At 70.1% G+C, this 12,874-nt stretch carries 16 protein-coding genes, 1 pseudogene and 1 riboswitch; of the genes and pseudogenes, 2 read left to right on the top strand and 15 right to left on the bottom strand.

The features are described from left to right. The first annotated feature begins 184 nt into the window (after positions 1 to 184). The gene (locus ACWDA7_RS43865; RefSeq protein ID WP_450612605.1) at positions 185 to 463 is read left to right on the top strand and encodes a (2Fe-2S)-binding protein; all 279 of its coding nucleotides are present in this window, start codon (positions 185 to 187) and stop codon (positions 461 to 463) included. Here the strand turns inward: ACWDA7_RS43865 and bfr are convergent. Then, positions 460 to 939 carry a bacterioferritin gene (bfr, locus tag ACWDA7_RS43870; protein WP_450612607.1) on the bottom strand — a complete coding sequence of 160 codons (480 nt, stop codon included), beginning with the start codon at positions 937 to 939 and terminating at the stop codon, positions 460 to 462. The two genes, ACWDA7_RS43865 and bfr, sit on opposite strands and share 4 nt — an antisense overlap. A 155-nt stretch (positions 940 to 1,094) precedes the next feature. Between bfr and ACWDA7_RS43875 the strand changes: the two genes are divergently transcribed. After that, positions 1,095 to 1,727 carry a sulfite oxidase-like oxidoreductase gene (locus ACWDA7_RS43875; protein WP_359389089.1) on the top strand — a complete coding sequence of 211 codons (633 nt, stop codon included), beginning with the start codon at positions 1,095 to 1,097 and terminating at the stop codon, positions 1,725 to 1,727. Positions 1,728 to 1,754: 27 nt separating this feature from the next. On the opposite strand, the gene ACWDA7_RS43880 is transcribed toward ACWDA7_RS43875, so the two are convergent. The 14 genes and pseudogenes from ACWDA7_RS43880 to ACWDA7_RS43945 form a co-directional block, all read right to left on the bottom strand. Then, positions 1,755 to 2,315 carry a DUF4396 domain-containing protein gene (locus ACWDA7_RS43880; RefSeq protein WP_450612609.1) on the bottom strand — a complete coding sequence of 187 codons (561 nt, stop codon included), beginning with the start codon at positions 2,313 to 2,315 and terminating at the stop codon, positions 1,755 to 1,757. Between the two features lie 100 nt (positions 2,316 to 2,415). Then, positions 2,416 to 3,315, bottom strand: coding sequence for a deoxyribonuclease IV (locus ACWDA7_RS43885; protein ID WP_450612611.1), 900 nt, complete (start codon positions 3,313 to 3,315; stop codon positions 2,416 to 2,418). Positions 3,316 to 3,385: 70 nt separating this feature from the next. Next, complete coding sequence (gene pknB / locus ACWDA7_RS43890; RefSeq protein ID WP_450612613.1) at positions 3,386 to 5,305, bottom strand: Stk1 family PASTA domain-containing Ser/Thr kinase; 1,920 nt, start codon at positions 5,303 to 5,305, stop codon at positions 3,386 to 3,388. A gap of 115 nt (positions 5,306 to 5,420) precedes the next feature. Next, on the bottom strand, positions 5,421 to 6,215 hold the full coding sequence (locus ACWDA7_RS43895) for a thiazole synthase (RefSeq protein WP_361821424.1): 795 nt from the start codon (positions 6,213 to 6,215) through the stop codon (positions 5,421 to 5,423). Positions 6,216 to 6,218: 3 nt separating this feature from the next. Then, positions 6,219 to 6,419, bottom strand: a complete 201-nt coding sequence (gene thiS / locus ACWDA7_RS43900) for a sulfur carrier protein ThiS (RefSeq protein ID WP_450612615.1) — start codon at positions 6,417 to 6,419, stop codon at positions 6,219 to 6,221. Continuing rightward, entirely contained in the window at positions 6,416 to 7,582 is a 1,167-nt protein-coding gene (gene thiO / locus ACWDA7_RS43905; RefSeq protein ID WP_450612617.1) for a glycine oxidase ThiO, read from the bottom strand. Before thiO ends, thiS begins: the two co-directional genes overlap by 4 nt. Continuing rightward, a riboswitch (TPP riboswitch) is annotated at positions 7,581 to 7,692 on the bottom strand. It overlaps the preceding gene by 2 nt. 389 nt (positions 7,693 to 8,081) lie before the next feature. Next, positions 8,082 to 9,347, bottom strand: coding sequence for a tyrosine-type recombinase/integrase (locus tag ACWDA7_RS43910; protein ID WP_450612619.1), 1,266 nt, complete (start codon positions 9,345 to 9,347; stop codon positions 8,082 to 8,084). Beyond that, a complete protein-coding gene (locus ACWDA7_RS43915; protein WP_450612628.1) occupies positions 9,347 to 9,541 on the bottom strand; it encodes a helix-turn-helix domain-containing protein in 195 nt (64 codons plus the stop codon). Before ACWDA7_RS43915 ends, ACWDA7_RS43910 begins: the two co-directional genes overlap by 1 nt. 2 nt (positions 9,542 to 9,543) lie before the next feature. Beyond that, the gene (repSA, locus tag ACWDA7_RS43920) at positions 9,544 to 10,935 is read right to left on the bottom strand and encodes a replication initiator protein RepSA (protein ID WP_450612621.1); all 1,392 of its coding nucleotides are present in this window, start codon (positions 10,933 to 10,935) and stop codon (positions 9,544 to 9,546) included. A 237-nt stretch (positions 10,936 to 11,172) separates the two neighbouring features. Next, the gene (locus ACWDA7_RS43925; protein ID WP_450612622.1) at positions 11,173 to 11,355 is read right to left on the bottom strand and encodes a hypothetical protein; all 183 of its coding nucleotides are present in this window, start codon (positions 11,353 to 11,355) and stop codon (positions 11,173 to 11,175) included. A gap of 94 nt (positions 11,356 to 11,449) precedes the next feature. Further along, positions 11,450 to 11,761: a SpdD protein gene (locus ACWDA7_RS43930; protein WP_450612624.1), complete on the bottom strand. Its 312-nt coding sequence runs from the start codon at positions 11,759 to 11,761 to the stop codon at positions 11,450 to 11,452. A gap of 17 nt (positions 11,762 to 11,778) precedes the next feature. After that, positions 11,779 to 11,964 (bottom strand): mobile element transfer protein, encoded by a 186-nt coding sequence (locus ACWDA7_RS43935; RefSeq protein ID WP_355812693.1) that lies wholly within the window; start codon positions 11,962 to 11,964, stop codon positions 11,779 to 11,781. Positions 11,965 to 11,984: 20 nt separating this feature from the next. Next, entirely contained in the window at positions 11,985 to 12,635 is a 651-nt protein-coding gene (locus tag ACWDA7_RS43940) for a DUF2637 domain-containing protein (protein ID WP_450612626.1), read from the bottom strand. Positions 12,636 to 12,650: 15 nt separating this feature from the next. Beyond that, positions 12,651 to 12,874 (bottom strand): annotated as a pseudogene (locus tag ACWDA7_RS43945) (plasmid transfer protein); the annotation flags it as partial.

The raw sequence follows: 12,874 nt of genomic DNA on the forward strand, positions 1-12,874 counted from the left end.
CTCTGGGCGGCGGCGGGGTGCTTGCCGATGTTCGGGGCGTACTTGCTGGCTGACTTCACGCTTCTGGCCTTCATGCGCTGGCGGCGCACGCCCCACCGCACTTTTCCCACCCGCGCGCCACGGGTAAGGTTAGGTTTGCCTCACCGATCAGTCGGGACGGCATGACCCTCGATCCCGCCGGGAGGTGAACCGCGTGTACGTCTGCAGTTGCTTCGGTGTCACCGAGCAGCAGGTCAAGCAGCACGCGGCGGACGGTGCCTGCACCCCCCGGCAGATAGCGTCCGCCTGCAAGGCGGGCACGGACTGCGGCTCGTGCGTCCGACGGATCCAGGCCCTGCTGGGCCGCGGCTCCTGCCCTCGCCGTGAGCTCGCCGACCAGGGGAAGCCGGTGCTCACCGAGCTGAGCGGCCCGCGCCGTCCGGAGGGGCCGCAGGAGCTGGAAGGTCTGGGAGAGGCCGCCTAGCTGTCCGGCTGCTCGACGAGCTGTGCGATGTAGAGCGCCTCACCGAGCTTCTCCACCAGGGCCAGCTGGGTGTCCAGATAGTCGATGTGGTCCTCCTCGTCCTTGAGGATCGACTCGAAGATCTTCGCGGACGTGATGTCGCCCTTCTCCCGCATGATCGCGACACCCCGTTTGAGCCGGTCGATCGCCTCCACCTCGACCTGCCGGTCCGCCTCGAACATCTCCGTGACGGTCTGCCCCACCCGCACATGGAAGAGCCGCTGGTAGTTCGGCAGGCCCTCCAGGAAGATGATGCGGTCGGTGAGCACCTCCGCGTGCCTCATCTCGTCGAACGACTCGTCCCGCGTGTGCTTGGCGAGTTTGTACCAGCCGTAGTTCTCCTGCAGCTTCGCATGCAGGAAGTACTGGTTGATCGCGGTCAGCTCACCGGTGAGCTGCTCGTTGAGGAACTCGATGACCTCCGGGTCGCCCTGCATTGCGCGGGCTCCTTCCGAGCGGGGACTGGCGGGGTTGCGCCGCATGATTTCACTGGCACCGAAGGGCGTCCAGTAAGTGCACACTCAGTATGGGTTGTCCGGAAAAGGGATCCCGCTGGTCATGTGCACCCTCCGCGGTCTGTCAGGATGGAGTCATGGGTCATCCGGTGGAGCGCGAATCTGGAGAAGCAGTACGGTCCGAGCTTCCGCCGGGACAGCGACTGCAGCGGGGCTGGCCGGTCACGCACTACGGTCCCGTCCCCAAGTTCCGACCCGAGCGCTGGGAGTTCAGGGTCTTCGGCGCCACCGCAGACGGCGAGAAGCACAGCTGGAACCACGAGGAGTTCACGGCGCTGCCGTACTCGACCGTGGTGGCCGATCTGCACTGCGTCACGAAGTTCAGCATGCTCGGGGCCGAGTGGGGCGGCATTCCGGCCCGTACGATCCTGGAGATCGCGCCGCCGGCGCCCACCGTCACCCATGTCATGGTCTGGGCGGAGTACGGATTCAGCTCGAACCTGCGCCTCGCCGACTTCGCCTCGGACCGTACGATCTTCGCCACCCACAAGGACGGCGAGCTGCTCACCGCTGAGCACGGCTTCCCGCTGCGCCTGATCGTTCCGCACCTGTACGCCTGGAAGGGCCCCAAGTGGGTCCGTGGCGTCGAGTACATGACCGCCGACCGCCGCGGCTTCTGGGAGGAGCGCGGCTACCACAACCTCGGCGACCCGTGGAAGGAACAGCGCTACTCGTACCAGGAGGAGCCCGGGGACGGCCCCGAGCTCTGACCCCTGGGTCCGTCCCCCCCGCCTGCGTCAGTGGTACTGGTGCATCACGGCGTGGCCCTTGCCGCGGCCGATCGTCCACTTGTTGACCGGGGTGGTCACCACGAAGGCGGCCGCGAGCGAGAGAGCGAGTGAGGACCAGAACAGCGTGTCGTCCAGCTGGGCGTCCATCGCGTCCGGCCACAGCACGATCACGCCGTTGTCGATCAGCTCCATCACCGCGATCGACAGGGTGTCCGCGGCCAGCGCGACACGGAACGCCGTGCGGAAGCCCACGCCCGCACGGATGACCGTGCGCAGGGTGAGCGCGTAGCCGAAGAAGAAGGCGAGCGCGATCGCCAGGACGGTGGTCGGCAGGTTGCTCCAGCCGAACGCCGTGCCGATCACCATGCCGAGCACCTCGCCGATGGCGCAGCCGGTGAGACAGTGGAGGGTCGCCTGCACGGCCACGTTCCACCTCGCGCCAGGGTGGTGGTGCCGCCCGCCGTGGTGGGTCTCCTCCTCCGGGTGTGGGTGCCCGGCGTTGTGCTCCGCGTGCTCGATGTGCCCCTCGTTGTGCCGAGCGTGCTCGGCGTGCGATCCGTGCTGCATGGCTGCCCCCAGGCTCTGGCCACGGTTCCCGTACGAGGCTGGAACGGTATACCCCCGGGGGGTATTCCACAACCAGCCGGGAACCCCGTGCCCCCAGGGGTCAGAAAGCGCGCAGGTCCTTCAGGCGCTGCACATCCGCCGCGTGCCCCTCCTTGCCGCCCGGCGTCTCGATGACCAGGGGCACGCCCTCGGTGGCCGGGTGGGTCATCAGGGCGCGGAACGCGTCCTCGCCGATATGGCCCTGGCCGATGTTGGCGTGGCGGTCCTTGTGGGCGCCGACCACGTCCTTCGAGTCGTTCGCATGGATCAGCTTGAGCCGCCCCTCACCCACGGTGTCCACCAGCAGGTCCAGCGTCCGGTGCATCCCGCCCGGCGCGGTCAGATCGTGCCCGGCGGCGAAGACATGACAGGTGTCGAGGCAGACGCCCAGCTTGGGGTGGGCGTCGAGGGCCTCGAAGTACGGCCCGAAGTCCCAGGTGCGTGAGCACAGGGAGGCACCCTGGCCCGCGGTCGACTCCAGCAGGAGGAAGGGGTCGTCGTCGTGCGTCAGCTCGTCCAGCACGGGCAGCAGATGCTCGCGCACCTGCTTCAGCGCGACGGTCCTCTCCCGGCCGCCGGTGGCGCTGCCGGTGTGCACGACCACGCCCAGCGCCCCGATCTCACGGCCCCGGCGCAGCGAGTGCCGCAGTGACTCCACGGACCTTTCGGCGGTCGCCTCGGTGTGCGAGCCGAAGTTGATCAAGTAGGGGGCGTGGACGTACACCGGGATGGACCCGGCGGCGCAGGCGGCCCGGAACGCCTCGTCCTGCCGCGGGCTGCCCGTGGGTGTCGCCCAGCCGCGCGGATTGGCGACGAAGACCTGCACGGTCTCGGCCTTGAGATCACGCGCGTAGGCCAGCCCGACCGCGTTCAGACCACCGGCCACCGGTACGTGGGCGCCGATCGGGTTGCGGGGGCCACCGGACCCGCGAAGGGGGCCACGGGACTGCTGGGTCGTCACCCTTCCAGGGTGTCATGCGCCCCCGGCGCCCTCCCGGCCGGTCTCCCCGGGTGATCACCCGGCGAACCCGTCAGCGGATCCTGATCGTGATCGTCGAGCCCTTCGGGGCCTTCTGACCGCCCTCCACCGACTGCTTCTTGACCGTGTCGCCGAACAGGCCCAGCAGGCCTCGGTCCTCCTCGACCTGGAAGCCCGCGTCCTCCAGGGTCTTCTTCGCGTCGTCCACGTTGTCGCCGACCACGTCCGGCACCTCGACCATCTCGCGGCCCTTGGAGATCGTCAGCGTGACCGTGTCGCCCTGGCCGACCTCCTTGCCCCCGCCCGGCGACTGCTGGGCCACCTGTCCGGCGTCGAACTCGGACGTGACCTGGGTGTCGGCGATCTGCACCCGCAGCCCCGCGTCCTCCAGCTCGGCCCTGGCGTCGTCTTCGGACGAGCCCCTGACATCGGGCACCTCCACCGGGCTGCCCTTGCTGACGGTCAGCGCGATCGCCGAGCCGCTGTGGCGCTCGGTGCCCGCTTCCGGGTCCGTGCCCGTCACAAAGCCCTTAGGCACGTCCTCGCTGAACTCCCGGGTGACCATGCCCGCGGCCAGGCCGCCCTGCTTCAGCAGGGCCTGGGCCTTGTCCAGCCGATAGCCCTTCAGATCGGGGACCCGCACGGTCTCGGGGCCGTCCGACACGGTCAGCGTCACCGAGTCGTTGGCGCGGATCCGTGCGCCCGTCGCCGGGTCGCTGCTGATCACCGTGCCGCGCTTGACCGTGTCGCTGTAGGCGTGCTTGACCTGCCTGACCTCGAGCCCGGCCTCCTTGAGCTGGTGCCGGGCCTCGGCCTCCGTCTTCGCCAGCAGCGGGGGGACCTTGGTGAACTGGCCGGAGTTGATGTACCAGACGCCGGCGCCCGCGCCGAAGACCACCAGCAGAGCGATGATCAGCGCCAGCATCCCGCGGCGGGGGCGTCTCTGGCGCCCGGCGGGTTCGGGCGGCGGCATCTCCAGCCGGCTCGTGCGGTGGAGCACCGCCTTCTCGTCCTCGTCCTCGTTCACCGGGTTCACCTGGAGCAGCCTCGGCAGCACGCTCGTACGGTCATGCGCGTTGTCGTGCGCCTGGGCGAGCGCCTGCGGCGGTACGGCGTCCAGTTGGTCGGGGCTGAGCGCGCCGCGCGCCCGGATCACCTGGCCGAGCAGCGCCACGGCGTCGTGGGGGCGCAGCTCGGGGTTGCGGGCGGTCGCCGACGCGACCAGCTCGTCGAGCTCGACGGACAGCCCCGGCACGCCGGCCGAGGGCGGCGGCACGTCTTCGTTCAGGTGCTGGTAGATCACCTGGGCGGGGGAGTCGCCGTGGTGCGGCTTCGCGCCGGTGAGCATCTCGTAGAGAACGACCCCGCACGCGTACACGTCGACCCGGGGGTCCGCGGTGCCCTGCTCGATCTGCTCCGGCGCGAGATAGGAGACCGTGCCGAGCACGGCACCGGTCGTGTTCGTGACGGTGTCCACGGACCGGACGAGACCGAAGTCGGCGACCTTCACCCGGCCGTCGTCCCCTATGAGCACGTTCTCCGGCTTCATGTCGCGGTGCACGAACCCGGCGCGATGCGCGGCACCGAGCGCCGCCAGCACCGGCTCGAGGATGTCGAGGGCGGCGCGCGGTTGCAGCGCCCCGCGCTCGCGCAGCACGTCACGCAGGGTGCACCCGGCGACGTACTCCATGGCGAGGTACACGTACGACCTGTCGGTGCCCTGGTCGAAGACCTGCACCACGTTCGGGTGGGCGAGGCGGGCGACCGACTTGGCCTCGCGTATGAAGCGCTCGACGAACGAGCCGTCGGCGGCCAGCGTCGGGTGCATCACCTTCAGCGCGAGCACACGGTCGAGGCGGGTGTCCACGGCCCGGTAGACCGTGGCCATCCCGCCGACCGCGATTCGCGCGTCGACGCGGTAGCGGCCGTCGAGCACCTGGCCGACGAGGGGGTCCTGAAGGGTCGTATCCACGCAGGTGAGTCTACGAGGGCGCACTGTCGGGCCCCGGTGTTACTGCTCCACCGGGGCATGACTGCAGCCGTCCTGTGACGCACGCCGCATGCGTGCGCCCCCACGGAAGGCGCCCTCAGAAGGCGGGCCGCTCCGGGTCCAGCCGGGCCACACCACCGGTGGGGGACGACGCCTCGGCGAAGTGCCGGCGCGGGATACGGCCCGCCCGCAGTGCCAGCCGGCCCGCCTCGACGGCGTGCCGCATCGCCTCCGCCATCAGCACCGGCTCCTGTGCCCGGGTCACCGCCGAGGCGAGCATCACACCCGCGCACCCCAGCTCCATGGCGAGGGCCACGTCCGACGCGGTACCCGCGCCCGCGTCCAGAATGACCGGCACACGCGCGTGCTCCACGATCAGCTGGAAGTTGTGCGGGTTGCGGATCCCGAGCCCGGAGCCGATCGGCGAGCCGAGCGGCATGATCGCGGCGCAGCCGACGTCCTCCAGTTTCCGGGCGAGGACGGGGTCGTCGTTTGTGTACGGCAGCACCGTGAAACCTTCGTCGACCAGGGTCTCGGCCGCCTCCAGCAGCTCGATCGGGTCGGGCAGCAGGGTCCGCTCGTCGGCGATGACCTCCAGCTTGACCAGGTCCGTGCCCAGCGCCTCCCGTGCGAGGCGGGCGGTGAGCACGGCCTCGCCCGCGGTGAAGCAGCCCGCGGTGTTGGGCAGCACCCGGATGCCCAGCCCGTCGAGCACGGAGAGGACCGAGCCGTGCACCGAGGCGTCGACGCGCCGCATCGCCACCGTCGTCAGCTCCGTGCCGGAGGCCACCAGTGCCCGCTCCAGCACATCGAGGCTCGGTGCGCCGCCGGTGCCCATGATCAGCCGGGACGAGTAGGTAGTACCACCGAGGACGAAGGGATCGTCGGCCATGGGTCAGCCTCCTTGGACTGCGGTGAGGACCTCGACGCGGTCACCCTCCGTGAGGGACGTCGACGGCCACTGCGTACGCGGGACGACGGTTTCGTTGAGTGCGGCGGCCACTCCCGAGGGCGCCGCGGTGAGGGTCCGCACAACGGCGTCGAGAGCGATACCGGGGGTCACCTGGCGGCGCTCGCCGTTGACCGAGATGTTCATACGGGCTGCTCCGTGAGTGCTGCGGCGGCGAAGCGCCGGGGGGTGAAGGGACGGGCCTCGTCGGGGAGGTCGCCGGTGGTCAGGACGTGTGCCATGACATCACCGGTGACCGGGGTGAGCAGGACGCCGTTGCGGTAGTGCCCGGTGGCCAGGAGCAGGCCGTCGAGCTCGGTCGGGCCGAGCAGTGGCGCGTTGTCCGGCGAGCCCGGGCGCAGTCCGGCGCGGGTCTCGGTGAGCGGCAGCTCGGTGATCCCGGGGACCAGCTCGTGGGCGTCCCGCAGCAGCTCGTACACACCGCCCGCGGTGACCGTGGTGTCCCAGCCCAGTTCCTCGCTGGTGGCGCCCACGACGAGCTCGCCGTTCTCGCGCGGCACCAGATAGACCTGGCTGCCCCGGACGACGGCACGGACGGTACGGCTCAGGAACGGTGCGTACCGCCTCGGCACCGTCAGCCGCAGCACCTGGCCCTTCACCGGCCGCACGGGCGGCAGAACCTCGTCCGGGACCCCCGCGAGCCGGCCGCTGAGGCTGCCGGCGGCGAGGACGATCCGGGCGGCGGTCAGGTCCGCGCCTTCGCCGGTTCTGATCCCGGTCGTCCGATCGCGCACCACCGTGAGCCGCTCGGCCCACGTCCGGTGGAAGACGACCCCGGCGCGTTCACATGCCGTGGCCAGGGCGGTGACCAGGCGGCGCGGGTCGATCTGGTGGTCGCCGTCGACTCTGAGCCCCCCGCGCACACCCGGCGCGAGCATCGGCTCCAGGCGGCGGCAGTCCCGTCCGTTCAGCCACTCCGACGCGAGGCCGGACCGCTGCTGGAGGGCGTGCAGTTCGCGCAGGTGGGCGCGGTCGTCGGCGTCGAGCGCGACGGCGAGCGTGCCGCACCTGCGATAACCGAGGTCGTGGCCGGTGGCCTCGGTCAGCTCGGTGGCGAAGTCCGGGTAGCGGCGCGCGGACTCCAGATTGAGGGCGAGCAGGGTCTGCTCCCCGTAGTGCAGTTCGGTGACGGCGGCGAGCATTCCGGCGGCCACCTGGGCCGCTCCGCCGCCCGGTTCGGGATCCACCACTGCGGTGGCGAAACCGCGTTGCGCCGCCCGCCAGGCGGTCACCAGTCCGATGATCCCGCCCCCGACGACGAGGACGTCTGACGTGGGTGTAGACGACATGGGCGTCCAGCTCCCTCCCTTCGCCGGCATGACCCGGATCAGGTTCGTACGGTCGGAGGCCGCCAGCCTCCCTCTCAGCCCGGTGCGCCCGGGCTCCCGCGAGTGCTTTACGTTGGCCACCCTAACCTGTGCCGTTTGCCTCAGTAAGGGAGCCTCCGTACATGACCCGATCGCTCGACGGGCATGACGCGACGAACGGCCATCGACGACTCCGGATGAGAAACAGACACGGATCCAGGACTGTCCAGGGGTACTAGGACCCGTCCGTCACCGCACGCACTTTCGCAACACGCCCTGGTTCGGGGCGTCCCTGGGCCGTCCGAGGGCGCCCAGCGACGACAGATAACGACAGACGACGCGCATTACGACGCTGGTCACGCGGGTATGGCGTAACACCTTTCCGGGTAGGCGTTACCTCTCACGAGACTATGGTGATTTGTTGACCGAGCTGGGTCAAACGTACTGCTACCAGCGGTTTTGCCGCTGGTAGCAGTGTTGCTTAGGCAACCTGGGCCGTCTCTGGGCCGTCGTGAGCTTTCCCGGCCGCTTCGTACATGCCGTCCACGGCCGACCGGGTGCGGCTTTCGCTGCTCGGCATGAGGTGTGTGTAGACCTTCAGCGTGAATCCCGGATCACTGTGCCCGAGGTACTGGCTCAGAGCTTTGATGCTCTCCCCGGCGTCCAGGAGCACGGAGGCGTAGAAGTGCCTCAGCGCGTGCATGCCGTCCTCGCGGGATGCTTGGGCCCGCTTGCCCCGCTCAGGCTCAGGGATGACACCTGCCGCCACGAGTGCAGGCTTCCAGACGCTGAGATTGAAGGCGTTCCGGTGCAGTGCCGAACCGTCCTCGTTCGTGAAGATCAGTTTCTTCGTCACCGGGGGGCCGTCCAGAGTGCGCCACGGGAGGGTGACTTCAACGGGCGGGAAGTGCTCAACGTGGGCAGCAAGGGCGGCGCCGACCTGCTTGGGGAGAGGTACGTCACGTACCTTTCCGCCCTTCGGCGGCGCGAAGACCAGATGCCTATTGATCGGCTTCACCTGATAACCCACGTGCAGCCAGCCCGTGAGGAACCCCACCTCGTCGACGGGTAGGCCGAAGATTTCGCCTTGCCGCAGTCCGCAACCTCCTCCGACGTCGACGGTTGCTCGGAAGCGTTCCAGTAGCTCCGTGCGTGTGGCGAACACGCGGTCAACACTCCACGGTCGTACGCGGCCGACAGCGGGCTTCGGGGCCCTGACCGATCCGGCGCGGCATGGGTTCCTGGCAATGAGCCGATCGTCCACGGCAGCCCTGAAGACGGACGAGACGTTGCCGAAGATGGCCCGTCGGTACGAGGTGGCCAGCCCAGACGATTCCAGCGTGTGGGACCACTCCCGAATGTGCTCGGGATGGAACGAGCCGAGCGGACGGGAGCCGATGTGCGGGAAGGCGTGGAGGCGAAGCCGCGTCCCGACAACCGTGCGGGTAGCCACGTCTGTTGTCTGGGCCGCGATCCAGCGTTCCGCGTACTGCTGGAACGTGGTCCGACTGGCGCGCGGGTCGATGTACTGGCCCCGCGACATGTCGGCCTCGATCTGAGCGAGCCACTTCTCAGCGATGCGCTTTTGCCCATCGGGGAAGCTCTTGGACTTCTCCGTACCGTCCGGGCCGACATACCGGGCGCGATAGCGCAGGCCGACGCCGTGCCGCTCGGTCTTGACCTTCATGGGCTTGCCGTCCGGGCCATCAGTCGACTTGTACCAACGGTCTTGGATGTGCCCGGCCATCAGGCAGCCCCCTCCATCAAGTCGGCAATCCAATGGCGGACGTCTTCGGGGTCGTAGCGCAGGTGCCTCCCAACACGGAAGCCACGAGGGCCGGTGCGCTTGCGGCGCCATTGATAGACGGTCTCCAACGGCACGCCGAGCAGATCAGCCAGGTCCACCGGGGTGAGGTAACGGGCGGGAAGCGGACGGGCCACAGTCACCACCCCCCTTCCTGGGTGTCGAGGGCGGCGAGTTCTTCGCGGGCGGTTTCACGGTTGTGTTGGATGTCTCGGCGGATGTTGGCGGCGAGCCAGGATTCGCCGGGGGTGTGGCCGTGGCCGGCGTAGGTCCAGTGGGCGAGGGTGAGCGTGGTTGCCTCCGGGTCGTCGTCGGGGTCGGGCAGGCCGAGGGCGGCGCGTTGCTGGGCGGCGCGGTAGTCGGCGCGGACCTGGCGCAGAGCGCCAAGGGTGGTGGAGTAGCGGCGAGACTTGGTGGAGAAGTGGCCGCGGAAGCCGAGCATGTGAGCCCAGTCCCGTAACTTCCGCTCGGGGTAGAGCGGGTGCAGGTCGAGGCACGCCTCGATCAGCCGGCGCGGGTGGTCGGGCACGCCGAGGAGGGCGAGGGCTTCCTTGTTGCCGATGCGGCGGTCGACGGTGCCGGTGGTCTCGGCGGCTTTGGTGGCGTATTTGGCGACGTAGGAGGCGACGGCCTGTTCGGTGATGTCTTCGCCGTTGCCGAAGGCGCCGATCGGCTGGACGTCGAGCTGCGTGCCCCACCGCAGGGTGCGTGCGGGTTGGTCACCGGCGGGTGGCACGTCGACGGTGACGCGGGCGGCTGCGGCGTGGATGGCGTCGGTGAGCAGGTCGAGGGTGGCCCAGACGGCAGGCGGGGTGTCGGGCCCTTCGGGTCCGTCGAAGCGGATGACGGCGTGGAAGTGGACGGCCCCGCGTTTTTGGTATTCGGCGACCTTGCCAAAGGAGACGCGGGATTGTTCGTGGGCGGCTTTCTGGGTGAGGCCGGCCCGCTTCGCGATCTCGCGGCGCAGGTAGATCGTGAAGTAACGCCACAGGTCGGAGGCATGGTTGTTCCACAGCACGGCGCCCGCGTAGTCGTACGTTGCTGGATCCAGCGGGGTGCCCAGCTCGGGCGCGTCTTCCGGGTGGTGGGTGCCGCAGGCGCAGGGTCGGTTGCCGGGGCGGTTGTGGACGGGGCCGAAGGAGGGGGCGGTGAGGGTCGCGAAGACGCGGGGGTGGTCGCGCACGGTGTGCGGGGTGCCCTTGTCGGGGTCTCCGGTCAGTCCGGCGCGGATGAGGTGGTAGGTGTCTCCCGCGTAGGTCCAGGCGCAAGCCGGGCAGCGGGAGGCCCGGCGATTGCCGCAGGCCACGCGGAGCATGCCGCCCGGTTCGTGCTCGGTGGTGTAGTGGTGCAGGACCGTGCGGGTGGCCGGGTCGATCGTCTTGGTGGAGCCTGCGAGCCGGATGGGGTCGGCGCAGCCGCCGGTGCGTTTGATCTGTTCTTGCCAGCGGTCGAAGTCGCCGGATGCGGCGACCCTGAGCACGTCGGCGAGGGTGGCCGCATCGAGGCCCGCCGCGGTGGCGGTGTCGGTCACGCGGACACCTCCGGCGCGTTGGTGTTCAAAGCGTCCAGAGCGTCGGCGGCTTCGAGTGCTGCGGCAGCCAGGTTGCGCAGTGCCTCGGAGGTGCCAGGGGCAGCCAACAGTGCGATCTCGACGAGGTCGCCCCCGACGCGGAGGCTGACAAAGGGGTCGGCGCTGTCCGCGAAGGCGGTGACGCGGAAGCGGGTGTCCGGCTCGATGTGGGCCTAGGTGGTGAGGCTCTTCACGCGGTCACCTCCCTGCCGGCACCAGGGCCGGAGCAGTGGTGGTGTGGCCGGTGCCGTTGCAGGCCGGGCAGTCGACGCGGAGGGTGGCGCGGGTGCCGTCGCGGTGTCGGGTGCCGGTGGTGATGGCGACGGTGGCGAAGCCGTCGCAGGCGCGGCAGACGGGCGTGTTCGGGGCGTGCTGGGGCATGATGGGGCTTCCCTTTCGGGTCCGTTGGATCTGGAAGAGGTGCAGGCGCCCGGAGCGGCGGAAGTTTGGCGACGGAGACCGCTCCGGGGGCCGTTTAGTGCTTGTGCAGGTCCTTGATGAGCAGGCGCAGGACGACCGCGACCACGGCGACCGAGACGCCGGTGATGGCCACGGCCAGCAGCAGCGAGACCAGGACCGCGCCGACGACCAGAACCACGGCACCGCCACCAGCAACGAGCGCAAGCGCGCTGCCCGGGGTGAGCTGAACAGTGGGCCGGCTCGACGCCGGGGCGACCGGGGCCGGGCCCATCTGCGGGGCGGGAACAGGGGCCGTCGCGGTGGAGGGCTGCGCCGTGGTGGGCGGGGTGGGGGCGGTGTCCGGGGTCGGGTACTTCGGGGTGAACACGGGTGATCTCCTCTCGGTTAGGCGTTGCAGCGGTGGGTGCGGGCGGCGAGTTCGGCGGCCGAGCGGTCGCGGTGCTCGGTGGAGAAGCCGCAGCCGGGTGCGGTGCAGGCGGCGGTGTGCCGGGTCTGGCCACGGCCGTTGTTGTAGGTGCCGACCTTGACCGGCCCGATCTGCACCACCCGGTAGAAGCGATTCGGGCGCATGGGGCGGAGCCTCCTTCGGGTCAGGTGAGTTGGAGTTGGGTGGCGATTGCCTGGCAGGTCGGGGCGGGCAGGCCGAGCCGGGCGGTGAGCGCGTCAGCAGTGATCGGTTCGCCCGTTGTGTTCCGGTGCGCGTCGGCGATCGACCGCGCGTGGTCGAGCAGTGCTGACGGGACGGCCGGGGCGGACGCGGGCGGCGGGGATGCTGCGGGCAGCTCCGCCGCCGGTACCGGGGCTGGTTCGGGGGCGTCGGCTCGGTCCATCTCGACCTGCGGTGCGGCGGGTTCGGGGTTCGATGCCGGGTCCGGGGTCTTCGGGGTGGGGGCGTGGACGAGGAGTGTTCCGCCGAGGAAGGCGAGTGCGGGCCATCCGGCGACGAGGATGCGCAGCCAGGCGGGCACGTTGTGCAGGTCGAGCAGGCCCGCGGTGGCGACGTTGGCGCCGAGTGAGGCGCACAGGGCGATCGCGAACCAGGTCCAGGACGAGCGGTCCCGGCCGGTGCGCAGTCGGCGCCAGGCGGCGACCAACAGCAGGTCGACCGAGACCGGATAGGCCCACGCCTTCCACCCGGACTGTCCGGCCGCCGCCGCCAGATCATGCAGGTGCGCAAAGGACAGGGCACCGGCGATCACGGCTTGGATCAGAACGGCATCGGGGCGGATCGAACGGTTCACGACGGATCACTCCTCTCAGTCCGTCACCGGCAGCGGTTTGACCAGGGCCCCGGACGCCGGGGCGTCTGCGGGCACGTGTGGGCGGAAGGGATCGAGGGCGGGGAAGTCGGGGACGAGGTGGGCGAACTCCCGGCACACCGCGTGTGCTTCAGCGCGGGAGGTGTGCGGGGTGCGGATCTTCGCCCAGCCCCCAGAAGAGTCTGCGGCGACCGCTGTCCCGGGGCGTTCAGCCGGTATCA

Source organism: Streptomyces sp. NPDC001156, assembly GCF_053598275.1.

Bases quoted from the DNA above. Each gene is read 5' to 3' on its own strand.
- bfr (WP_450612607.1), bottom strand. From the start codon at position 939: ATGCAGGGCGACCCGGAGGTCATCGAGTTCCTCAACGAGCAGCTCACC.
- ACWDA7_RS43875 (WP_359389089.1), top strand. From the start codon at position 1,095: ATGGGTCATCCGGTGGAGCGCGAATCTGGAGAAGCAGTACGGTCCGAG.
- ACWDA7_RS43880 (WP_450612609.1), bottom strand. From the start codon at position 2,315: ATGCAGCACGGATCGCACGCCGAGCACGCTCGGCACAACGAGGGGCAC.
- ACWDA7_RS43895 (WP_361821424.1), bottom strand. From the start codon at position 6,215: ATGGCCGACGATCCCTTCGTCCTCGGTGGTACTACCTACTCGTCCCGG.
- thiS (WP_450612615.1), bottom strand. From the start codon at position 6,419: ATGAACATCTCGGTCAACGGCGAGCGCCGCCAGGTGACCCCCGGTATC.
- thiO (WP_450612617.1), bottom strand. From the start codon at position 7,582: ATGTCGTCTACACCCACGTCAGACGTCCTCGTCGTCGGGGGCGGGATC.
- ACWDA7_RS43910 (WP_450612619.1), bottom strand. From the start codon at position 9,347: ATGGCCGGGCACATCCAAGACCGTTGGTACAAGTCGACTGATGGCCCG.
- ACWDA7_RS43925 (WP_450612622.1), bottom strand. From the start codon at position 11,355: ATGCCCCAGCACGCCCCGAACACGCCCGTCTGCCGCGCCTGCGACGGC.
- ACWDA7_RS43935 (WP_355812693.1), bottom strand. From the start codon at position 11,964: ATGCGCCCGAATCGCTTCTACCGGGTGGTGCAGATCGGGCCGGTCAAG.